The following is a 21,251-nucleotide window of genomic DNA, read 5'->3' on the forward strand; positions in this document are numbered from 1 at the left end:
CGCTTCTTATACTTTTTCGTTAGAAGAATACTTATTTAATACCTCCAGTAACTCATTGGTATATTCCAGCATTTCCTCATATCTACGATGTCTGTTAATATGAGCATTCCAGTACCAATTAAAGGCTATAAATACATCCTTGCTTTTAAATAGTTCTTCTGGCTCTACAGGAAATGGTACCCGATCAATTTGTAATGGTGTTTTATTTAAACCTCTGGCTTTAATTTTTGCTATAACCCTTAAGGAATCAGGATTTTTCCAAGGTTCACGAAATTGAACTTCTTCTTCAAGAGTAAAAATATCATCCGGGAGTTGATGTTTAAATTTTTCCTGAGCTTTACGGAAATAGGTTTCTTCATAGCGATCTATATCCTTTAAGGTATAATCAACTTTTTCGAGGTATGTATTTATTGCAGTACGCAACTCTAGATGGCTCAACAAATCTATCTTACCGGAATTAATAAGTGCTCTGGCTGTCCCCAGTGGTGGGCTGTACTGCCGACTAACCCCAATTGAATTCAGAAAATAACTAAGTGAATCCTTAGAGTATGGGACCTCATTTTTCCAAAAAAGACGTAGAATCTTGGCACTGGTCTGTGCTTTTTCTAGATACAAAGAAGAAACCTCCTTGATTTCATCCTGAGATTTCTGTAAATCGGACTGCATTTGGATTAAAACTTCGTTCTCCCATTGCTGCCTGTTTCTTTCATTGTTCCACTCATTTATCTGCAGGGCGATCAAAATCCCAATGACCACCAGAATGATCTCACCAACTGCATAAAGCAGGTAGCGTGTGAACCTGTTTTCACGAAGTAGACGCCGGCGTATGTTTCTGAAGAATTTAATCATATTCTTTTTTTCCGGTCTCTGCAATGAGTTGAACTAATACAAGCCTTAACTCTTTTAATACATTTCTAGTTTGCTGATACATGAATAGTTTATCATCAATATGATTTTCAAATTCAGGATCTAAAAACAAATTGCTATTATCCATACCAAGCAAGGATCTTCTATATCTAAAATTATGGTTGTTTACATCCACATTTCTCAAGGATCCATTTTGTTTAATGTAAGAAATAATTTCATCGCCTTTTTCTCCCGTACTTTGGTCAACATCTCTCAGTTTGTTCATTAGTCGTGACCATTTATAGAGTAAAAGTTTGAGTCTTTCATTCTTGAGATCTGCAATACTTCCGGAATTACCCAGATTATTAAGCAAATATTCACTTGGTCTCCAGCTTGGGGAATAAAGGGCTTTGGAGAGCAAACTATCCAGCTGAGTTTTAGATTTTGTTTGCTGGGATGGTTTAAAATGATCAAAAACCTCTTCCAGGGATAGAATTAATTTATCCATTTCTCTAGATACGGAATCTAATTCCGTCAGATTATCCCGGAATTCGGTGTGCAAATTTTCCAATAACTTGTGTTTTCTAATATCCGCCTTTCGGTTTTCATTCCAATTGTTGATCTGAAGAGCAATTAGAATCCCAATTACCACCAGGATGATCTCCCCAACCGCATAGATCAGGTACCGGGTAAACCTGTTTTCCCGGAGTAGTCGGCGGCGGATATTTCTGAAGAATTTAATCATGTTCGGAATAGTAAGTATATTCTAAAAATTTTACCAGAGCCTCTGTTCTTTTAAGATGTCCTTCTAAATAGTCTTCGGAGATATAGGTTTGCACGACACCATTAAAAAGATGAATTTTATTGAAATATTCCAATTGCAGAGCAGTGTCGGTACTTATTCTAGGAAATTTCTTTCCAGTTTCCTTACCATCATCAAAGTATTCCTTTTCAAAAAAAAGATAATTATGAAAAAGCTTATTTTGGAGATTTAGGGCTTCCCAGTAAACTTTATCATATACCTGAGTCTGTATTCCCAGATCTTCGAGACTCATCAAAAATGCTGCTAATGAATCTGCAACCTGTTCCCTTATTACCGACTTTTCCAAATTCGGAAGTCGGGAAAGAGTTCGGTTTTGATTTTGAAAAGTGGTTTTATTCAGCAGGCTTAATAAAGACAATTTATAAAGTACGTTCTGATTGTCAAGATCATTCACCTTTTGCGAATAGGTTAATAGACTATCCAGCCTTTCGGTTTTTATCTGGTTTCGATCAATAACTTCATCTAATAAACTGAGATCATTCCTTAAATCTGTAATCATATCTGTCATCAATCCCCTCTCTAATTTTCTGTCCTGTTGGTTTTCGTTCCAGTTATTGATCTGCAAAGCGATCAAAATCCCAATTACCACCAGGATGATCTCCCCAACTGCATAGATCAGGTACCGGGTAAACCTGTTTTCCCGGAGTAGTCGGCGGCGGATATTTCTGAAGAATTTAATCATCAAGATTTTTCTGAAGTTTTTCCAATAATTCCTGAATAGCTTTATGATAATCAACGATCATTCTATCTTCGCTCCAGGTTCCCCTTATAACCGCTTTTAAGGCATCTTCGATTTCTGGCCTGGCTCTTAATGAAATTAGAGTTTGGTCAGCATACGGAATAATAGAATCGGGATATACGGAAGGGTCTTCATTAGCATCCCGAATATTGTAGACCCAACGCTGAGCCTCCAAGGGCATGGCAGATACGGCATATGGTAAGTATTGTTCGAAAACCCTTGACTTTTGCAATTCCTGACTCGATTTCATAAAGTCATCCAACCTATAATACGCTGCAACCTCTTCCCGTATGGATTTTTCCATGAATTGAATATTACCAGTTGCAATAAGGTCTTCGTAAGTTGCTCTTGCCATTTGAGGAAGCCCGAACCGCCCTGCCTGATCAACCTGAACCAAAAATAGACCCGGATTTTTATAATAATTAGATTTTATATTATTAAGAACTTCGTTCGCAGCTTTCCTCCTGTTGGCAACTGCTTTCTCTAGGCGATCTAAGGATTGTACATCCTGCCTTAAATCGTGCTGGATATTAATTAAATACTGTTTCGCTAATTTTTGTTCCTGTATATTCCGATTCCAATTATTTACCTGCAAAGCGATCAAAATCCCAATTACCACCAGGATGATCTCCCCAATTGCATAGATCAGGTACCGGGTAAACCTGTTTTCCCGGAGTAGCCGCCGGCGGATATTTCTGAAGAATTTGATCATTCTTTACTACTTGGCCCTTTCCTTGGTAGCCTGCCAGTTCACCGCTTCCCATTGCCCATTTCGTTTTACGAATGTGCCGCTGTTCAGGTAGGTATTCTTTTCTCCGGCGTACGCTTCTCCCACCAGTCGAAAAGCAACTATAGCCGTATCATCATAAATATTGATCTGCACATCTTCTGCAGACCAAACCATGCTATTCCCGGAATCCTCTTCTGCATTTCTCACACCATTCATGAGCTGCTCTTTCCCAAAGCGTTCACCAGAAGAACTGGTATAGATGAGATCTTCAGCCCAAAACCGGTCGTGGATTTCCAGATCATTCTTCCCGGCCCCCTCAAGGAAATCATCAAGCAACCGGGTCAATTCTTTTTTAGCCTGCTCATCCTGGGATTGAACGAACTGCGGTATAGCCACTAATAGCAGGATCACGATAAATCTTTTCATAATAATCTAGTTATTACCTCGAATTGGATAAGGTGGCGTCTCCATCTCTTTTGGCGGATTATTCCTGAGCTGCTCCATTACTACTTCTATGGCTTTTTGCAGTTGCGGATCGTTGCCTTTGATCACCTCCTTAGGCAGTTGCTCTACCTCGATATCTGGCGGAACTCCTTCATTTTCTACCCTGAAACCGTCCTCAGTATAGAAAGCTACATTAGGGGCGGTAACGATCCCTCCATCGATAAATTCAGGATACCCCAGCACTCCAACGAGCCCGCCCCAGGTTCTTTTTCCTATAATGGTTCCCAGCTCGAATTTTCGGAACATCCAGGGCAGGTAATCCCCACCGGAACCAGCCGTCTCATCGATCAGCATCACCTTTGGGCCCTGTATGGAAGCGCTTGGCGATTTAAGATCTTTCCCGTAGCGGAAGTTCCAGTAAGCCTGCTGTGGTTTTTTCAGCATGTCTATATAATAATCGGCCAGCTGCCCGCCTCCATTAAAACGTTCATCTATGATGACCGCCTTTTTATCAGCCTGCGGAAAGAAATACCGCTTGAAATACTCGTGCCCTGCATCTGCCGTATTCGGAACATAGACGTAGGCCACCTGTCCATTGGTAGCCTCATTAACCTTTTTGATATTTCCTTCGATCCAGTCTCGATTTCTGAGGTCTCGCTCGCTCTCAACCGGGATCACCTTTTCTATCCGGGAATTGTTACTGTTCGGGCTCGGACTCACGGTGATGCTTACAATCTTATTGGCTGTGTTTTCAAAGAATTTAAAAAGGTTATCGCTGGCCGTCATTTCCTGCCCGTTGACCGCCAGGATATAATCACCTTCATTTACGTTTACGCCGGGTTCAGTTAATGGGGAACGCATATCCGGGTTCCAGTTCAAACCTCCGTAGATCTTCTTGATCCTGTATCGATCATTGTCGACTTCATAATCGGCTCCCAGCAAGCCACCCTGAATATTTTCAGCGGTTTCGAACTCATCACCCCTACTCGAGAAACGATGGTGCCCTACACCCAGTTCACTGAACATCCACTCCATCACCTGGTACAGATCGCTCCTGGTGGTCACATGTGGCAGGAACTGGCTGTATTTATCTTTCATCTGTACCCAGTCTGCACCATGCATGCCCGGATCATAAAAATAGTCCCTGTTCACTCTCCAGGCCTCGTGAAAAATATTATTCCACTCGGCTCTCGGGTCTATCTTCACCTCAACGCTACCTAATTGCAGTGCCTGTTTATCCGGTTTTTTGCCAAGGCTGGCAATTCCGGTTTTACCTTGCATCTCGTAAAGAATCTTTTCCCCATTTGCGGAGATCTCATAAGCTGAAGCCGGCATCACCAGGGTGTCTTTTTTCTCCTTCAGGTCGTATTTTCTCAATTCGCCAGTGCCGTAATTGTGATGAACGAACTTCAGATAATAGAGTTCGCCTTCCTTAGGTGCTTCCAGGTGATCATATAATCCGGCCGAAACAGGTATATCCACGATTCGGTTTTCCAGGTTTTCGAAATCTATTCTCAAGGCAGGAGTTTCAGCCTTTTTATCTTTTTCCTCATCCTGCTTTTTCTTTTTCTCTGCGGCTTCTTCCTTTTGAATGACCTCCACATCATTCTCCTTAAAGAAAGGCGAAACCACATCTTTTTGAAGAGTAACCAGGTATAGCGAGCTGCTCATTTCCATATCCTGGTTAGACTGGTCGAACCAGTTCACCACCGGCCCTGCATCTGTTGATGCCAGCATATACAGGTATTTTCCGCTAGGGTCAAATTCAGGAGACATCACATTGGAGTATCCATCTGAAACCGGGTACGATTTATTCTGATCCAGTGAATAAACAAAGGCCTGCTCAAAATTGGTCCCGGTAATGATGGTATAGGTAATCCACTTGGAGTCATGAGACCAGTCTCCAAACAACTCCCTGAAAACGCCCGGGGTATACATCACATCTGAGGCCACCCGGGTTGTTGAATTTTTATTGAGATCATAGATATACAGGCTGCGACTGTTATCTACAAAGGCTATCTTCTTACTATCAGGAGACCAATGCGGATACGCATAGAAACCAGCCCCATCTAATTTCACCTTTTTTACCGGGCTGCTTCCATTCTGATCGTATAAGTGCAGGGCATATTCTCCCGATTCATCAGAAAAATAGGCGATCGTTTTAGCATCTGGGGACCAGGAAGGATATTTTTCATGTACCCCAGTGGTGTTGGTGATATTTAAAGGGTCGCCCTTTTCTGCCGGAAAGGTGACAATATCTCCACGGTAATCCATCACCACCCTTGCCGCGCTGGGTGAGAGGGAGTGACTTCGAACATACTGGTCTCCTTTTACAAAACGTGGCCTCAATTCCAGAAGATCGGTGGCGATCCCAATTTTAATACGATCTGTTGTTCCGCTTCCAGGATCCAGCCTATGCAGGTAACCTGCCTGGGAAAAGATAATCTCATTTTTGCCTGCTGAAAGGTCGGTTACCGGAAAATCTTCAAAATTCGTATGTTTAGTTACCTGCCTGGATGCCGGGTCATAACTGTAAATATTAAATTCCCCATCCCGATCGCTTTTAAAAAAGACCTTGCCATTAAGCCACTGAGGTTTGGAATCGTTACTTCCTCCTTCAGGTTTCGGAATTTCGGTTACTTCATAGGAATTCGTATCATAGATCCATATCCTTGTAGCAGTTCCTCCGCGATAATTCTTCCACTGGTTAAATCGGTCGCCAAGCGGTGTATAGGCAATATAGCTACCGTCGCTGTTATAAGAAGCCCAACTGGCATGCGGAATTTCCAAGGGCTCTACATTTCCATTTTCGATGTCTACATTATATAGTTTGGCGTATCGATTGGTAAAAACATCACGCTGGGAAAGGAATAGTACCTTTTTCCCATCAGGTGTAAAATCACGAACAACATCGGGATAGGGATGCCAGGTAAGTCTTTTAGGAATCCCACCTTCCGTTGGCACTACGTAGACATCGGTATTCCCGTCATATTCCGCACTAAAAGCAATGCTTTTTCCGTCCGGAGAAAATACCGGGTTCCGCTCTACCCCTTCATCTACGGTAAGCCTTTTAGGGTAGGAACCATCCCGGTTAGCGACCCATAGGTCTTCGGCATAGATAAAGGCGATCTTCGAATCGCTGATCGCAGGCTCATGAAGCAGGCGGGTATCATCCTTATCGATTTCCAGGTCCTGGGCCCGGGTATAGATTGAACATAATAATAGACATAATCCTAGGAGCGATAGTTGTTTCATTAAAGTACTGATTGGTTAATAATTAGGCCGATTGCATCCCCAAAAAAAAAGATTGGAGCTGGCGCTTAATTGAAGGTAATAAATTAATTCTATCCCGCTCAATAAATGATATTGTCGAGGATCTTCTTCAGGTTCAGCTCCATGAGCAAATATTTTTTATCGCTTAAGAATATCCGGTTCATTTCAAATTTTAAATGGTCCAGTTCCCGATGGGAATATTCATGAAGCGCGATGGCATCACCAATTTTATCCAGGCTATCATTTTCATTATCCCGAATGAATTCGCTGTAGATCTTCTCAAAACTCATTTCGTCCACATTCATCCTTATCAGCTCGATTTCTTCAGGAGTGATGTGATTGTCGGCATTCGCACACATCAATAAGATGTAGGCCTGCAATTCGGTTTTGGACCATTGCCCGTTTTGTGTTTTCATAATACTTTTATTAAAGAGATATATCTTCTGAAGATTTTAGCCAAGGATTTCCATCAGCATTTCTTCCAGTTTTCGCTCACTCTCGCTGATGTAGTCATTGGCCAGGAACATCTCATGAATTTCGGTCTTTAACTCTTCCCTTTCATCTTTGCTAAACTCATGATGCTCCAGCGCATTCCTGATTTTACGAATTCGTTCATTCTCCGAATCATTTAAATACTCGTTATAGATCCGGTCAAAGCTTTCACCGTCAACCCGGGTACTAATGAACCTAAGTTCGGTGGGCGTTTGAACAAAATCGGCCTCCGAGCATAATAGGAGCACGTAAATTTTGAGCTCTTCACGGCTCCACCTTTGATCCTTCTGCCTGGTTTTGGTCATAGTTGTAGGATTTCAGTTAAGATTTCAGAATGCCTTCTTAACCCATTTTCAAGAAATAAGAAGCAAACCAAAGCCGGCATCAAACCGGCTCGAACCTGGTCGCTTTTTGGTACTACTCCTTCCTTGCAATGGTATTTTTCCAGTCTTCAATATACGAGGTGAATTCCTCAAATTTAGCCATTGCCTTATCCTGGCCACCAGCGATCTTTGCCATGGACTTCATCCATTCGGCGTCTTCAGGAGTCATCTTATAGTTCAACTCTTCGATACCATCCCGTATTTCCCAGATCACCATCATATCATATTCACCAAAAGGAAAATGATAGGTCGTGGGAGCCGCGATACCTGCATCCTCGTCGGCTTTTGCGAAATAATTATTGATGATCTCCATGGCCGGATCCTTTTTCATGGGACTGAATTTGATGTATGAAATTCTTACCCATTGAGGGTTGTCGTACTTTTCAGCTTTCATTTCCTGGGCTGAACCCACCTGAATACTGATCACTAAAAATAGAACTGGTAAAAGGTGTTTGAAACACTTCATAATATTTGGTTTTTGGTTAATAGCACTATCAAATAGCAAAGAACCCGAAAGGCTTATAGGGTAGGAAGGTTCATCTTCTGAGGGGGAAATGCCTTACTAATTTAAAAATTAATTTTAACTAAATGACTAACAGCCTCTTATTGATTTTAATTTTCCCTGTGCAATTTTCTATTTTTGCGACATGAATAAACGGAAACTGAAGAACAGCGAGCTGGACAGGAAGAGCATCGATGAATTTAAGAAGGCCAGCAAAACGCCAATTATCGTCATCCTGGATAATATTAGAAGTCTGAATAATATTGGATCGGTATTCCGTACTTCAGATGCCTTTCTAATCGAAAAAATATACCTGTGTGGCATCACTGCTCAACCACCGCATAAGGACATTCAGAAAACCGCCCTTGGCGCCACCAGGACCGTAGATTGGGAATACGTAGAAAACAGCCTGGAACTGGTGAAGGATCTAAAGGCTGAAGGGATCAAGGTTTATTCCATCGAACAGGCTGAAGGCGCGGTGATGCTTAACGACTTCCAGCCTCCAAAGGAAAACCTAATAGCCGTTGTGTTTGGAAATGAAGTAAAGGGAGTACAACAGGAGGTGGTCACGGCCAGCGATGCTGTTATTGAAATACCACAACTGGGCAATAAACACTCCCTGAATATTTCGGTGAGTGCAGGGGTTATTCTTTGGGACCTGTTTTCTAAGCTCAGGTCCAGGAATTAATCAACTGCCCTGTCTATTTCATCCAGGAGTTTTAAATAATCACCGCGCCTATCTACAAAATCAAGCCCTGAAATATCGATCACTTTCACCTTCATATTGCTCTGTGATTTGATGAAGTTCAGGTAACTCCTATTGATCTCTACCAGGTATTCCGGCTGAATGTTCTGCTCGTAATCCCTTCCCCTTTTCCTGATATTCTCAAGCAATCGCTCGGTATTCTGGTACAGGTAAATGTACAATTCGGGCTTAACGAGTTCCTTGTACATCAAATGAAATAATTTATGATAGAGAGCATATTCATCTTCGTGCAGTGTGATGCGGGCGAAAATAAGGGACTTAAAGACGTCGTAATCTGAAATCACGAATTCCTTAAAAAGATCATACTGCGCCAGGTCATCGGCCAGCTGCTGGTAACGGTCGGCCAGAAATGACATTTCAAGCGGAAAGGCATACCGGTCCTTGTTCTCGTAGAATTTTGGCAGAAACGGGTTATCTTTAAATCGTTCCAGGATGAGTTTGGCGTTGAAATCTTCAGAAACCATCGTGGAAAAACTGGTCTTCCCAGCCCCGATATTCCCCTCTACGGCAATATAATTGAAAGAAGAAAACCGGTAATCTTTTTGAGGATTCTGAAGCTGGGCTTTAAAAAGGTTTATTTCTGACTGATCTGGGGTTTCCTTAAGCAGTAAAGAAAAACTTTTCTGAAGAACAGGGTGTTTCCAGGATGCTGCAAGATCATTGAGGGGCTTTAAAACAAAAAGCCTGTTGGGAATGCCCTGGTGAGGCACTTTCAAATCTGGCAGATCGATCACTTCTTCCCCGTAAAGTAACAGGTCCAGGTCTATCGTCCGGTCCTGGTATTCCGAAGGATTTTTGCGTTCCCTGCCCAATTCGGTTTCGATTTCTAGCAATTCAAAAAGCACCTGTTTTGCTTCCAGTCGCGTGGAAACATGTACACAGGCATTTAAGAAAGCTTCCCCAGCAAATCCCCAGGCGGGAGTTTCATAAACCTGGGAAACTTCCTTGATCCAGCCTATGTTTTCATGGATCTTTTCCAATGCCTTTTGCAGGTAAGCCATACGGTCACCAAGATTGCTTCCCAGCGCCAATATTACTGTTTTCGGGGATTTCAAAACTATTTAAGAAAATTTTAAGAGGTAGCGTGACATAATTTCACAGCAAATTAAGCAAATCAAATGCACATACTCTTAAATTTGTTAAAAGACTTAATAACAAAATTTGACCAGACACTCCCTGAAAAACCAAGTGAGGGCCCAGCAAAGCTATATGGTCCTTGCCGCATTGTTCATTGCCTCCCTGGTAGTATCCAACCTAATCTTTCAAAAGTTCTTTTACTGGGATTTTTTCGGGATCTACACTTTTGAAATTTCGGTGGGTATACTTCCCTACCCGGTGACTTTCCTTATCACCGATATCATTAGCGAAGTCTACGGGAAAAAGAAAGCGAACCTGGTGGTCACGACCGGCATTTTTGCCTCGTTTTTCTCCTTATTGATCGTTTATACAGCAGATGCGGTTCCAGCCACCATCTGGTCTCCAATTGGGAATAGCCTGTTGGAAAAGGTGTTTGGTGCCACGGCCATTGCTGTTTTTGCTTCCATGGTGGCTTACCTGCTCGCGCAGTATATAGATATTCAGCTTTTTCATTTCTGGAAAAGATTGACCAAAGGCAGACATTTATGGCTGCGGAATAATTTTTCCACTTTTTTATCCCAGTTCGTGGATACCTTTTCGGTCCTGTTTTTGCTCTGTAGCTTTGGTAAAATAGACTGGGACCTGTTTGGCGGCCTGTTGCTAAGTGGCTTCCTTTTCAAGGTGCTGGTCGCGGCAATGGACACACCATTTCTATATGCAGCAGTTTACGGATTAAGAAAGCTCTTTGACCTGGAACCTGCTGAAGAATTGAAATTTGAACATGTTTAACCTATTATATATACAGGCCCAGCTTGGTGCCATGAAACTTATAAATCATTAATTAACTTAAGCTTGATCAACATGAAAAAGGCTTTAAAAATATTCGGAATTGTAATACTCACCGTCATCGTGCTATTGCTGGTGGCTCCATTCATTTTTGAATCCCAGTTGAAAGACCTGGTCAAAAAAACGATGAACGACAACCTGAATGCACAGGTAGATTTCGAGGATATCGATCTTAGTATGTTCAGAAGTTTTCCCAAAGCGACCCTGATCCTGGAAGACCTCAGCATCATCAATAATGAACCTTTTAAAGGGGACACCCTTGCGACCGGAAAAGAGATCATCCTGGAAATGTCAGTCAAAGAACTTTTTAAAAGCAGTGCCGAAGCAAAGCGCATAGACGCATTGATCCTCAATGATGCCTACGTGAACATCGTTCTGGATTCACTTGGTAATGCCAATTACGATATCGCACTGGAAGATACCACGAGCACCGCTTCGGGAGGCCAGGGTTTTAGCCTGGACCTCAAACATTACGAAATCAATAATTCCAGAGTAATTTACCGGGATGAGGCTTCGAAGATCAGTCTTGATGTACGCGACCTGAACCATGAAGGTAATGGTGATTTTTCACTTGACGAATCCGAACTGGACACCTATTCTGAAGGCCTGGTTTCACTGGACTATGACGGGGTTAATTACCTAAACCAGCATTCGGTGGTACTGGACGCTATCTTCCAGATGAACCTGGAACAGCTGCGTTATACTTTCCTGGAGAACGAAGCCAGGATCAATCAGCTACCTCTTACTTTTGACGGGTTTGTGCAGGTGAATGAAGAGAACACTGAAATGGATATCAGCTTTAAGACGCCCTCTTCAGATTTCAGAAATTTCCTTGCGATCATTCCCGAAACCTATGCGAAAAATATCGAAAATGTGGAGACTCGGGGTGATTTTATAGTAGACGGAAGGATCTTTGGGAAAGTAGATGACGTATATATTCCGAAGATGAAAATCACCGTAAATTCAGAAAACGCATCTTTCAAGTATCCCGATCTGCCGAAAAGCGTGGATGACATAAGCCTGGACATGGAAATTCTGAATGATACCGGCCTGGCTGAAGACACCTACATCAATATCAACAATGCCACATTTAGAATAGATCAGGACCGTTTTACAACGCGAGCCAATATTAGCAATCTTACCGAAAACATGCTGGTAGATATGGCAGTAAAGGGAAGCATCAACCTGGCAAATATCAGCCAGGCTTACCCGCTGGATCTGGACCAGGATCTTAACGGATTGCTTACAGCTGATATCCAGACCAAATTCGATATGAACAGTATCGAAAATGAACAATATCAAAATGTACAAAGCAGCGGAACAGCCAGTATAAAGAATTTCAGGTATGCTTCTCCCGAGATACCTAACGAGGTGAAGATCGCCAACGCCAATATGAACTTTAACCAGGGAAATGTTCGGGTGCCGGAATTAAAACTCACTACCGGCCAGACCGATCTTACCGCTTCTGGTAGCCTGGAGAACCTGATTGGTTTCTTGTTTACCGATCAGCAATTGAAAGGGAATTTCCAGGCCAGTTCGAATACATTTTCGGTAAACGACTTTATGGTCGCCCAAACCGAAGAAAGTATTGAAAAAGATGAAAATGGTAACGACAAAACGGTTTCCACACCAACCGGGGAAGAAGCCGTGAAGATTCCTTCTTTCCTGGACGTGGTTCTGAACTTCAACGCCAATACCGTTCTTTACGATAACCTTCAGTTAAAGAATGCTACGGGAACTTTGGTCATCAGAGACGAGACCGCTCAGCTTCAAAATATAAAGACCAGTATTTTTAATGGGAATATCGGGTTGGATGGTATTGTTTCGACCAAAGAACAGGTCCCCACTTTCGAGATGGACCTGAACCTGAATTCAATTGACATCGCCAGTTCATTCAATGATCTTGAATTGATGCAAAACCTGGCTCCACTGGCTAGAGCCCTGGAAGGGAAATTACAATCTACTCTTAATCTTAAAGGGAAACTGAATGATGATCTCACCCCGCAATTATCCAGTTTGGCAGGGAATGCGCTGGCCCAGATTTTAACAGCAGAGATCAACCCTGAAAAAGCAGCCCTCCTCTCGAGACTTGATAGTCAGCTTAACTTTATAGATTTTAATGATATAGATTTGAGCAATCTTAAAACAAATCTTACAATTAATAACGGGATGGTTGAAATTTCACCCTTCGATTTTAACATTAAGGATATTAAAATAGGAGTTGCCGGTAGTCATGGATTCGATATGAATATGGATTATGACCTAAGCCTGGATGTACCTGCCAAATACCTGGGGTCTGAAATTGGTAGCGCATTAAGCAGACTAAGCGGTGAGCAAATGCAAAGCATGAGAGTTACCTTACCCGTAGATCTTACTGGAACTTTTCAGAATCCAAATGTTGCGCTTAATATGAACCAGGCCGTGAATAATCTTACCCAAAGGATTGCGGAGCAGCAAAAACGCAACCTGGAAGATAAAGCCGTAGGTGCTATTAATGACATTCTCACCGGAAAAAGAGATCCGAAGAAACCTTTCAAAAAAGATACTACCCGCACCGATACTTCTGCAACGAATGTTCCTACCAAAAGAGATTCGATCACCCGGTCTCAACAGGAACAGGTTAAGAATGCGGCCAAGGACATCCTGGGTGGAATTCTAAAATCAGGTAAAAAGAAAACTGACACTACCCAGCAAAAACAAAATTAATTAGGGAAGTATCCTTATCCTAATAAACACAGTCACCCTGAGCAGCCCGTCATGTGCTTGACGAAAGGCTTAAGAAGGGTGACTTTTTTTAATTATACCAGCACCTTCAGCTCTACTACAAAACCTTCGTGGCCTCGTACATTAAAAACGGTCCCGTCCTCAAAAAGCAAATACTGGCCTTTGATACCTGTAAGCACTCCTTCGTAAAATGGATTTTTACCCAGGTTCAGGGTCTTGATCTTTTCCGGGAATTTTTTCACCGGAAATGTTATCTCGGTTTCCTTATTGCTGGCCAGGTAATATTCCCTGGCTTCCTCCGGAATATACTGCTTTAACTTCTCACGAACTTCAGCCAGGTCCAGGTCCAACACTTCGTTGGTTAGCATCTTTCTCCAGTTTGTTTTATCTGAAACATGATCTTTCAAGGCTACTTCGGTGATCCCGGCAAGGTAGCGATTAGGCACCTCAACGATCTCGATGGCCTCATGAGCCCCCTGGTCTATCCATCGTGTAGGAATCTGCGATTTTCGGGTTACACCAACCTTTACATCGCTGGAATTGGCCAGGTAGACCACGTGCGGTTGCAACTGTGCCCTTTTTTCAAATTCCAGGTCGCGATCTTCCTCGTCCAGGTGCGCACGGCTTTTCTCCGGACTTATCACCCAGTCACCGGCTTGGGGAATAGATTGAAAACAGTCATAACAAAAGCCTTGCCTGAAGATCTTTTTTTCCAGGCCGCAGCTCAAACACTGGTATTTCAGGAAATTGATACTTATCTTTTTGCCAAGCAATTGGTTAAAATTGATAAAATCGTTATCCCAGACCAGGTAATACTGAACCACATCTGTGATCTCGGTTCTCATTTTCGTAAGGACTCCCTCGTAGTGCATCAGAAATTTTATTTAAGACTGAATGAAATTTTTGCAGGCTTCAAAGTTTCGATTATTTTTAACCAGGTAACGAACGCCCGCATGCAATAAGGGCTAAAGATAAAAAGAATAATGCCAATTCCATTAGTAAACTCGATCGCTTCATGGTTTCTGAAGAAAAGAATTCATCAGATGGAATTATTCATCAAATACCCTAATGAAGTCCAGCATGAACTGTTGAAAAACTTGCTTCTCAAAGCTAAAACTACCGAATTCGGTAAACGCTATGGTTTTGCAGATATTCATAATTATGAAAAGTTCAGGGACCGGGTACCTATCCAGAAATACGAGGAATATGAAGCCGATATCGAGCGTAGCCGGCTTGGAGAGTCTAATATCTTCTGGCCAACACCAATAAAATGGTTTGCAAAATCCAGCGGAACCACCAGCGCCAAAAGCAAGTTCATCCCGGTGAGCAGCGATTCGCTGGAGGATTGCCATTACGCGGCCGGAAAAGATCTTTTGTGCATTTACCTGAACAACAATCCGCAATCACAATTATTCACCGGGAAAAGTTTACGACTGGGAGGCAGCAAGGAATTATACCGCGAAAACGGAACTTCCTACGGGGACCTTTCAGCCATACTGATCGACAATATGCCTTTCTGGGCCGAGTTCAGCAGTACACCTAGCAACGAGGTGTCCCTGATGCACGACTGGGAATATAAGATGCAGGCCATTGTGGATGAAACCATTAAGGAAAAAGTAAGCAGCCTGGCCGGAGTTCCCAGCTGGATGCTTGTGTTGCTGAACAATGTACTGGAAACTACCGGAAAACAGAATTTATTCGAGGTATGGCCACAACTGGAGGTCTATTTCCATGGTGGCGTAAGTTTTGAGCCTTATGCTTCTCAATACCAGAAGATTTTGCCAAAAGAAGATTTCAGATTCTATGAGATCTATAATGCTTCGGAAGGTTTTTTCGCCTGCCAGGACCATAACGACACCAAGGAACTATTGCTCATGCTTGACTACGGAATCTTTTATGAATTCATTCCGATGGATCAATATGGTTCCGAAGAGGAAAAAGCCATCCCGCTTAGCGAAGTGGAACTGGGAAAGAATTATGCGGTTGTGATCACGACCAATGCCGGACTGTGGCGATATAAGATTGGCGACACCGTAAAATTCACTAATTTGGATCCATACCGGATCAAGGTTTCTGGACGAACTAAGCATCACATCAATGTCTTCGGCGAGGAACTCATCATCGAAAATGCTGAAAACGCGTTGAAAAAAGTTTGCCTGGTCACTAATTGCGAAATTATAGACTATACCGTGGCGCCCATTTTCATGGAAGGCAAAAAGAAAGGTGCCCACGAGTGGATGATCGAATTCAAAACTCCGCCAAAGGATTTTGACAATTTCCAGAAACAGCTGGATCTTGCCTTGCAGGAGGTGAACAGCGATTACGAGGCGAAACGCTATAATAATATGACCTTGAGAATGCCAACCATTCATGTGGCAAGGCCAAATCTATTTTATGACTGGCTGAAGAAAAACGATAAGGTTGGCGGGCAGCATAAAGTCCCAAGGCTATCCAATTCCCGGACATATATCGAGGAACTCCTGAAAATGTAAATTTCGATTGAGTATGGCTTCAGAAAAGGAAAAAATGTTGAACGAGAAGCCTTACCTGGCTTCAGATGACGAACTGGCCACTGAACGCCTTTTTTCCCAAAGTCTTTGCTTTGAGATCAACCATATTCCGCCGGCAAAGATCGAAAACAGGAATAAACTCTACCAAAAACTATTGGGATCAACCGGAAAAAAGTTTCATATCGAAATTCCTTTTTACTGCGATTATGGCTATAATATTGAAATAGGTGAGAACTTTTATTCCAATTATAACTGTACCATCCTGGATTGCGCAAAGGTTAAAATTGGTGATAATGTGATGCTGGCGCCCAATGTTAGCATCTTCACTGCCGGGCATCCAATAGATGCCGAAATGAGAAATACCGGCCTGGAATACGCCATCCCGGTGAGCATTGGAAATAATGTATGGATCGGTGGAAATTCGGTTATTAACCCAGGAGTGAAGATTGGGGATAATACGGTGATCGGCTCCGGAAGTGTGGTTACCAAAGATATTCCGGCCAATGTGATCGCAGCAGGAAATCCCTGCAAGGTGATCAGGGAGATCACAAATGAAGACAAGCATTTTTACTTCAGAAAGAGAAAATTCGAAGAATGATCTTTTTTTTGAGATCCTGAACTCAATTCAAGATGATCATCCTGATCTTTAAAAACAAAAAATCCGGAAAACTTTCGCTTCCCGGATCTTATATAAATTGATAATTTTTTACCAGTCTTTGGTCACCTTATCCACCGCTTCAATGGTTCGATCAAGGTCTTCGTAAGAAAGAGCATCACTGATGAACCAGGTCTCAAAGGCACTTGGGGCGATATAAATTCCGTTTTCCAGCATTCCGTGGAAGAACTTGTTGAATTTTCCATTTCTGGCAGAAACTGCCGCCGAATCAAAGTCGGTCACCGGTTCTTCGCCAAAATGAACCGAGATCATAGAACCTTCCCTATTGATAGTAAAGGCTACTTTATTTCTATTCAGCACATTCTGCATTCCTTTATGAAGATATTCGGTCTTTTTATCGATGCTTTCAAAGATCTCTCTTTTGGAATCCAGCTCGGCAAGCATCGCCAGGCCGGCTGCCATCGCCAGCGGATTCCCGCTTAAGGTTCCGGCCTGGTAAACCGGCCCAATAGGCGCCAAGTAATCCATGATCTCGTTTCGGGCCGCGAACGCTCCAACAGGAAGTCCGCCACCTATCACTTTTCCGAAGCAGATGATATCAGCTTTAATACCCCTTCTTTCCTGAACTCCTCCAGCAGCAAGCCGGAAGCCGGTCATCACCTCATCAAACACAAGGAGAATCCCAGTCTCGTCGCAGATCTTTCTAAGACCTTCCAGGAATCCTTCTGCGGGCGGAATACATCCCATATTCCCGGCTACGGGTTCCAGGATGATACAGGCGATCTCATCTTTATTTGCCTCTACCAGTTCCTTTACATTATCCAGGTCGTTATACTTTGCCAGCAAAGTATCTTTTGCAGTTCCCTGGGTCACACCGGGGCTGTTTGGAGTTCCAAAGGTCACGGCTCCACTCCCCGCCTGTATAAGGAACGAATCGCTATGCCCATGATAGCAACCAGCGAATTTGATGATCTTTTCCTTCCCGGTAAAGCCACGAGCCAGTCTCACCGCGCTCATACATGCTTCGGTGCCGGAATTCACCATTCGTATCTTATCGATATTCGGAACCATCTTTACCGCCAGTTCGGCAATTTTGGTTTCGATCTCGGTAGGTGTACCAAAAGAGGTTCCTTTCCTGGCCTTTTCGATCACCGCGTCTATAACCGGTTTATGAGCATGGCCTAGAATAAGCGGACCCCAGGAATTGATATAGTCAATCAGTTTGTTTCCGTCTTCATCATAGAGGTAAGCACCTTCGGCCTTTTCAACGAAAATAGGCTCCCCGCCTACCGCTTTAAATGCCCTTACCGGCGAATTCACTCCGCCTGGAATCACCTTCTGCGCCTCTGCAAATAACTCACTGCTTCTTTTATAAATCATAAAATCTAAACTTCTGCTATTTAATATTTAAAACCTGGCCTATGGAAATCGTATTCCCGTTAAGACCATTATTCCTTTTTATATTTTCTACCGTAGTATTATACCTTTTCGCGATCGAATACAAGGTATCGCCTTTTTGAACCACATGGCTTTCCCTTGCATCCCTTGTATTTTCAGTAACTTCTGAATATCGCCTATTGGGACTGCCCAAAATTTCTGAATCGTAACGATACAGCTCATATCTTTCGATCAAACTGATGAGTTTATCGGGATATTTTCGGTCTGTCGCATAACCTGCTTTGCGCAAACCTTTGGCCCAGCCTTTATAATCATCGGCATCCAGGTCAAAAAGTTCAGCATACCTGCCGCGCCCTGTTAAGAAAAGGGAATGATCCCTGAAAGAATACCGCGCATGCTTATATTTCCTGAAACACTCACCTCTTTTGTCGTCATCATGATAAACCCTTTCACCTTCCCAGTCATGACATTTTATACCGAAATGATTATTCGCTCTTCGGGTAAGATCACCGTTCCCGGCCCCCGACTCCAGGATTCCCTGGGCAAGGGTGATGCTGGCGGGAATTCTATATAGCCTCATCTCTTCCTGGGCCAGCGGAGCAAATTCTGAAATATAGCTTTCAACGCTATAACTATAAGTGCCTGGCCTGGAAACCGGTCTTTCCGGACTATCCTGCCTGTTGGTAACCACTTCCCGATCCTGGTTTCTTTGCTCTTCTTTTTTGGTGGTCACTACCTTGCGCTTGCTTCCGCAGGAACTGGCAAAAATGGCAAAAATCAAAAAGGCTAAAATTCGGCTGAATCTCATATTAATAATCGATTTGAGGCAGTTGTTTCTTTTTTAAGATCTCGTTCATCCCCTCTATTCCCTGCAATCCTCCGGTATGAATGGCGAGGATTTGCGAACCTTCAGGAAAATAAGATCGTTCTACAAGGTCAAAAATACCAAAAACTAATTTCCCGGTATAAACAGGATCCAGTTGTAGGTCGTATTTTTTTCTGAAATCATTGATGAATTCGATCAGTTCTACATTCACCTTAGCATAACCACCAAAATGATAGTTTAGTATCAATTCCCAATTAGACTTGCTTGTAAGCCCGGTGATCTCCTGCCTGAGATGATCCGAATTTAAGGCCGAAAAGCCCAAAACCTTCTGATGCTTAGCGGAAGAATTGATAAGTCCGGATACAGTTCCCCCTGTTCCAACCGACGAACAGATAAAATCAAATTTAAAATCTTCTTCTACAAGGATCTCTTCACAGCCCCTGATCGCGAGTTCATTGGTCCCGCCTTCCGGGATCAGGTAAAAATTCCCAAATTTCGACTTTAATGTCTCAATAAATTCTTCTGAATCTTTTAACCGGTAATCCTGCCTGGAAACAAAATGCAACTGCATTCCGCAGGATTCTGCATATTCAAGAGTGGGACTCCACTTTTCAGGCTCATCCTTTAATTCTTCTCCTCTAATTACTCCTATGACCTCAAATTGAAATAATTTTGCAGCGGCCCCCAGTGCTGCGATATGATTGGAATGTGCTCCACCGAAACTGAGCAATTTCTGATAGCCATTTTCGCTGGCCTGCTTCAGATTATACTTAAGTTTTCTGAACTTATTTCCCGAAACATCGGGATGTAACAGGTCTTCTCGTTTCATAAAAAGCTGGATATTCCCAGGCAATTCGGTTATGAACTGATTGGGAATATCGTTTTTCTGTTGGAAAAGCGGGTCCTGCATAGTGCAAAACTAAGCCATGCAATTCAGAAAGATCAAAGAAATTTTAGAAATGCCCAGAATGGCCTTTTTTTGAGATATGCCAGGTCATTTTCCCGGCGATAGGCCTCGCGCTCAAAACTGATATTCCGGTAGGCCAGCATCCAATCCCTGCAATCGATAAATCGAACCAGGAATTCGATCCCGTACCATATATAGAAAAAGACCAGCAATAATTCCAGCTGTTGCCTTAAATGTATCCTCTCATGGTTGATGAACAGCTTATCAGCCTTCAGTTCCTTGTTTTCCAGGATCACAAAAGGCCAGAGACTTATCCCTTTAAACCTGCCTGAAAGCAATATCTTGTTCACCACCAAAATCATGGATTCAAGATAAGAAATTGTATTTTAGCCCCATGAATTTTCAGAGAAAAAGAATCCCCCTGGAGGAAGGAGATTATTATTTAACACCCGAAGGATACCGGTGCTTTACTGAACAATACCATTTAAAACGAGGCTACTGTTGTGAAAGTGGATGCAGGCACTGCCCTTATGGATACGATCCCAAAACCAACAGCCAGGATTAACAGAATTTAATCCGCAGGGATCTAACTGAACTATTAAGGCATGATTGTTGAGGCTTTATAAGCAATCATAGAAGTCTTTTAAAGTAGTTTTTAAATTGCATTCAGAGGGCTTCATCAACTTATAATCAAACTCAAAATCAAGCATTTGGGAAATTGAAAAATTTCGACCATGCTTTGTTCAAAATAAATATCGAACTATGAAATTAGTGAAAATTACTACTCTGTTTTTTGTACTTGCCCTGATGACATCATCCTGTGCGAGTATAAGTGTTGCTTCCGATTATGATCGCGAGGCCGATTTTTCCCAGTATGGAACCTACGCTTTCTTTAAACCAGGAATTGATAAAGCAGCTATTTCAGATCTCGACAAAAAGCGAATCCTTAGAGCCATCGAAGACGAAATGTCTAAAAAAGGATTTACAAAATCTGAAAACCCAGATCTGCTTATCAGCATTTTTACCAAGACCAATGAAAATATTAATATTTACCAGAACAATTTCCCATACTGGGGCTATGGATGGGGCTGGAACCCATGGTACTGGGGAACCGGATTTAACACGGTAAGCCGCACCAGCGAAGGAACGCTGTATATAGACCTGATTGATGCCACAGACAAAGAACTTGTATGGCAGGGAATGGGTACCGCAGCTTTGGCGAAAGAGGTTAACAAAAAACAGGAACGAATAAATGATATCGTCGCCAAGATCATGGAGAAATATCCTCCAGGTCGTGAAAAATAAATTTAAACTTCAGCCCCTATTTGAGGGGCTTTTTTAATCCCGGA

22 protein-coding genes are annotated in these 21,251 nt (G+C 42.6%); 7 read left to right on the forward strand and 15 right to left on the reverse strand.

Annotated features, from left to right (window positions below; all coding sequences use genetic code 11):
• Positions 1-6 precede the first annotated feature (6 nt).
• The 9 genes from MKO06_RS01655 to MKO06_RS01695 all read right to left on the reverse strand — a co-directional run bounded on the left by MKO06_RS01655 (position 7) and on the right by MKO06_RS01695 (position 8,196).
• Positions 7-849, reverse strand: coding sequence for a DUF6090 family protein (locus MKO06_RS01655; protein ID WP_241550600.1), 843 nt, complete (start codon positions 847-849; stop codon positions 7-9).
• A complete protein-coding gene (locus MKO06_RS01660; protein ID WP_241550601.1) occupies positions 842-1,591 on the reverse strand; it encodes a DUF6090 family protein in 750 nt (249 codons plus the stop codon). The genes MKO06_RS01655 and MKO06_RS01660 overlap by 8 nt, the downstream gene beginning before the upstream one ends.
• On the reverse strand, positions 1,584-2,351 hold the full coding sequence (locus MKO06_RS01665; RefSeq protein WP_241550602.1) for a DUF6090 family protein: 768 nt from the start codon (positions 2,349-2,351) through the stop codon (positions 1,584-1,586). Before MKO06_RS01665 ends, MKO06_RS01660 begins: the two co-directional genes overlap by 8 nt.
• Positions 2,344-3,120 carry a DUF6090 family protein gene (locus MKO06_RS01670; protein ID WP_241550603.1) on the reverse strand — a complete coding sequence of 259 codons (777 nt, stop codon included), beginning with the start codon at positions 3,118-3,120 and terminating at the stop codon, positions 2,344-2,346. Before MKO06_RS01670 ends, MKO06_RS01665 begins: the two co-directional genes overlap by 8 nt.
• Positions 3,121-3,126: 6 nt before the next feature.
• Entirely contained in the window at positions 3,127-3,564 is a 438-nt protein-coding gene (locus tag MKO06_RS01675; RefSeq protein WP_241550604.1) for a nuclear transport factor 2 family protein, read from the reverse strand.
• 6 nt (positions 3,565-3,570) lie between these two features.
• Positions 3,571-6,837, reverse strand: coding sequence for a S41 family peptidase (locus MKO06_RS01680; RefSeq protein ID WP_241550605.1), 3,267 nt, complete (start codon positions 6,835-6,837; stop codon positions 3,571-3,573).
• A 98-nt stretch (positions 6,838-6,935) separates the two neighbouring features.
• Positions 6,936-7,271: a hypothetical protein gene (locus MKO06_RS01685; protein WP_241550606.1), complete on the reverse strand. Its 336-nt coding sequence runs from the start codon at positions 7,269-7,271 to the stop codon at positions 6,936-6,938.
• A gap of 36 nt (positions 7,272-7,307) precedes the next feature.
• A complete protein-coding gene (locus MKO06_RS01690; protein ID WP_241550607.1) occupies positions 7,308-7,652 on the reverse strand; it encodes a hypothetical protein in 345 nt (114 codons plus the stop codon).
• Between the two features lie 112 nt (positions 7,653-7,764).
• Positions 7,765-8,196, reverse strand: coding sequence for a hypothetical protein (locus MKO06_RS01695; protein ID WP_241550608.1), 432 nt, complete (start codon positions 8,194-8,196; stop codon positions 7,765-7,767).
• A gap of 181 nt (positions 8,197-8,377) precedes the next feature.
• Between MKO06_RS01695 and MKO06_RS01700 the strand changes: the two genes are divergently transcribed.
• Positions 8,378-8,920, forward strand: coding sequence for an RNA methyltransferase (locus MKO06_RS01700; protein WP_241550609.1), 543 nt, complete (start codon positions 8,378-8,380; stop codon positions 8,918-8,920).
• On the opposite strand, the gene folK is transcribed toward MKO06_RS01700, so the two are convergent.
• The gene (gene folK, locus MKO06_RS01705) at positions 8,917-10,053 is read right to left on the reverse strand and encodes a 2-amino-4-hydroxy-6-hydroxymethyldihydropteridine diphosphokinase (protein WP_241550610.1); all 1,137 of its coding nucleotides are present in this window, start codon (positions 10,051-10,053) and stop codon (positions 8,917-8,919) included. The genes MKO06_RS01700 and folK overlap by 4 nt on opposite strands.
• 154 nt (positions 10,054-10,207) lie before the next feature.
• On the opposite strand from folK, the gene MKO06_RS01710 reads away from it, so the two are divergent.
• Together MKO06_RS01710 and MKO06_RS01715 are read left to right on the forward strand one after the other, a co-directional pair.
• A complete protein-coding gene (locus MKO06_RS01710) occupies positions 10,208-10,864 on the forward strand; it encodes a queuosine precursor transporter (RefSeq protein ID WP_425248409.1) in 657 nt (218 codons plus the stop codon).
• A 72-nt stretch (positions 10,865-10,936) separates the two neighbouring features.
• Entirely contained in the window at positions 10,937-13,627 is a 2,691-nt protein-coding gene (locus tag MKO06_RS01715; protein ID WP_241550612.1) for an AsmA family protein, read from the forward strand.
• Between the two features lie 92 nt (positions 13,628-13,719).
• On the opposite strand, the gene MKO06_RS01720 is transcribed toward MKO06_RS01715, so the two are convergent.
• Entirely contained in the window at positions 13,720-14,517 is a 798-nt protein-coding gene (locus MKO06_RS01720; protein ID WP_241550613.1) for a DUF2797 domain-containing protein, read from the reverse strand.
• 111 nt (positions 14,518-14,628) lie between these two features.
• Here MKO06_RS01720 and MKO06_RS01725 point away from each other — a divergent pair, with 111 nt between their 5' ends.
• Together MKO06_RS01725 and MKO06_RS01730 are read left to right on the forward strand one after the other, a co-directional pair.
• The gene (locus MKO06_RS01725) at positions 14,629-16,137 is read left to right on the forward strand and encodes a GH3 auxin-responsive promoter family protein (protein WP_241550614.1); all 1,509 of its coding nucleotides are present in this window, start codon (positions 14,629-14,631) and stop codon (positions 16,135-16,137) included.
• Positions 16,138-16,150: 13 nt separating this feature from the next.
• Positions 16,151-16,753, forward strand: coding sequence for a sugar O-acetyltransferase (locus MKO06_RS01730; protein WP_241550615.1), 603 nt, complete (start codon positions 16,151-16,153; stop codon positions 16,751-16,753).
• A gap of 108 nt (positions 16,754-16,861) precedes the next feature.
• Here MKO06_RS01730 and hemL read toward each other — a convergent pair whose 3' ends face one another.
• Genes hemL through MKO06_RS01750 form a run of 4 tightly spaced genes read right to left on the reverse strand, consistent with a single transcriptional unit; the run spans position 16,862 to position 20,264 of the window.
• A complete protein-coding gene (gene hemL, locus MKO06_RS01735) occupies positions 16,862-18,151 on the reverse strand; it encodes a glutamate-1-semialdehyde 2,1-aminomutase (RefSeq protein ID WP_241550616.1) in 1,290 nt (429 codons plus the stop codon).
• A gap of 16 nt (positions 18,152-18,167) precedes the next feature.
• Positions 18,168-18,977 (reverse strand): glucosaminidase domain-containing protein, encoded by an 810-nt coding sequence (locus tag MKO06_RS01740; protein WP_241550617.1) that lies wholly within the window; start codon positions 18,975-18,977, stop codon positions 18,168-18,170.
• A 1-nt stretch (position 18,978) separates the two neighbouring features.
• Entirely contained in the window at positions 18,979-19,905 is a 927-nt protein-coding gene (locus MKO06_RS01745) for a 1-aminocyclopropane-1-carboxylate deaminase/D-cysteine desulfhydrase (RefSeq protein WP_241550618.1), read from the reverse strand.
• 32 nt (positions 19,906-19,937) lie between these two features.
• A complete protein-coding gene (locus tag MKO06_RS01750) occupies positions 19,938-20,264 on the reverse strand; it encodes a hypothetical protein (protein ID WP_241550619.1) in 327 nt (108 codons plus the stop codon).
• 32 nt (positions 20,265-20,296) lie between these two features.
• Between MKO06_RS01750 and MKO06_RS01755 the strand changes: the two genes are divergently transcribed.
• Complete coding sequence (locus MKO06_RS01755) at positions 20,297-20,467, forward strand: C1orf53 family protein (protein ID WP_241550620.1); 171 nt, start codon at positions 20,297-20,299, stop codon at positions 20,465-20,467.
• Between the two features lie 197 nt (positions 20,468-20,664).
• Positions 20,665-21,207 carry a DUF4136 domain-containing protein gene (locus MKO06_RS01760; RefSeq protein ID WP_241550621.1) on the forward strand — a complete coding sequence of 181 codons (543 nt, stop codon included), beginning with the start codon at positions 20,665-20,667 and terminating at the stop codon, positions 21,205-21,207.
• Positions 21,208-21,251: the final 44 nt, after the last annotated feature.

Source organism: Christiangramia oceanisediminis, from assembly GCF_022570735.2.
Taxonomy (GTDB): Bacteria; Bacteroidota; Bacteroidia; order Flavobacteriales; family Flavobacteriaceae; genus Christiangramia; species Christiangramia oceanisediminis.

Excerpts from the sequence above, each read along its gene's own strand:
- MKO06_RS01655 (WP_241550600.1), bottom strand. The coding sequence starts at position 849 with ATGATTAAATTCTTCAGAAACATACGCCGGCGTCTACTTCGTGAAAAC.
- MKO06_RS01660 (WP_241550601.1), bottom strand. The coding sequence starts at position 1,591 with ATGATTAAATTCTTCAGAAATATCCGCCGCCGACTACTCCGGGAAAAC.
- MKO06_RS01665 (WP_241550602.1), bottom strand. The coding sequence starts at position 2,351 with ATGATTAAATTCTTCAGAAATATCCGCCGCCGACTACTCCGGGAAAAC.
- MKO06_RS01670 (WP_241550603.1), bottom strand. The coding sequence starts at position 3,120 with ATGATCAAATTCTTCAGAAATATCCGCCGGCGGCTACTCCGGGAAAAC.
- MKO06_RS01675 (WP_241550604.1), bottom strand. The coding sequence starts at position 3,564 with ATGAAAAGATTTATCGTGATCCTGCTATTAGTGGCTATACCGCAGTTC.
- MKO06_RS01680 (WP_241550605.1), bottom strand. The coding sequence starts at position 6,837 with ATGAAACAACTATCGCTCCTAGGATTATGTCTATTATTATGTTCAATC.
- MKO06_RS01685 (WP_241550606.1), bottom strand. The coding sequence starts at position 7,271 with ATGAAAACACAAAACGGGCAATGGTCCAAAACCGAATTGCAGGCCTAC.
- MKO06_RS01690 (WP_241550607.1), bottom strand. The coding sequence starts at position 7,652 with ATGACCAAAACCAGGCAGAAGGATCAAAGGTGGAGCCGTGAAGAGCTC.
- MKO06_RS01695 (WP_241550608.1), bottom strand. The coding sequence starts at position 8,196 with ATGAAGTGTTTCAAACACCTTTTACCAGTTCTATTTTTAGTGATCAGT.
- MKO06_RS01700 (WP_241550609.1), top strand. The coding sequence starts at position 8,378 with ATGAATAAACGGAAACTGAAGAACAGCGAGCTGGACAGGAAGAGCATC.
- MKO06_RS01710 (WP_425248409.1), top strand. The coding sequence starts at position 10,208 with ATGGTCCTTGCCGCATTGTTCATTGCCTCCCTGGTAGTATCCAACCTA.
- MKO06_RS01715 (WP_241550612.1), top strand. The coding sequence starts at position 10,937 with ATGAAAAAGGCTTTAAAAATATTCGGAATTGTAATACTCACCGTCATC.
- MKO06_RS01720 (WP_241550613.1), bottom strand. The coding sequence starts at position 14,517 with ATGCACTACGAGGGAGTCCTTACGAAAATGAGAACCGAGATCACAGAT.
- MKO06_RS01725 (WP_241550614.1), top strand. The coding sequence starts at position 14,629 with ATGCCAATTCCATTAGTAAACTCGATCGCTTCATGGTTTCTGAAGAAA.
- MKO06_RS01730 (WP_241550615.1), top strand. The coding sequence starts at position 16,151 with ATGGCTTCAGAAAAGGAAAAAATGTTGAACGAGAAGCCTTACCTGGCT.
- hemL (WP_241550616.1), bottom strand. The coding sequence starts at position 18,151 with ATGATTTATAAAAGAAGCAGTGAGTTATTTGCAGAGGCGCAGAAGGTG.
- MKO06_RS01740 (WP_241550617.1), bottom strand. The coding sequence starts at position 18,977 with ATGAGATTCAGCCGAATTTTAGCCTTTTTGATTTTTGCCATTTTTGCC.
- MKO06_RS01745 (WP_241550618.1), bottom strand. The coding sequence starts at position 19,905 with ATGCAGGACCCGCTTTTCCAACAGAAAAACGATATTCCCAATCAGTTC.
- MKO06_RS01750 (WP_241550619.1), bottom strand. The coding sequence starts at position 20,264 with ATGATTTTGGTGGTGAACAAGATATTGCTTTCAGGCAGGTTTAAAGGG.
- MKO06_RS01755 (WP_241550620.1), top strand. The coding sequence starts at position 20,297 with ATGAATTTTCAGAGAAAAAGAATCCCCCTGGAGGAAGGAGATTATTAT.
- MKO06_RS01760 (WP_241550621.1), top strand. The coding sequence starts at position 20,665 with ATGAAATTAGTGAAAATTACTACTCTGTTTTTTGTACTTGCCCTGATG.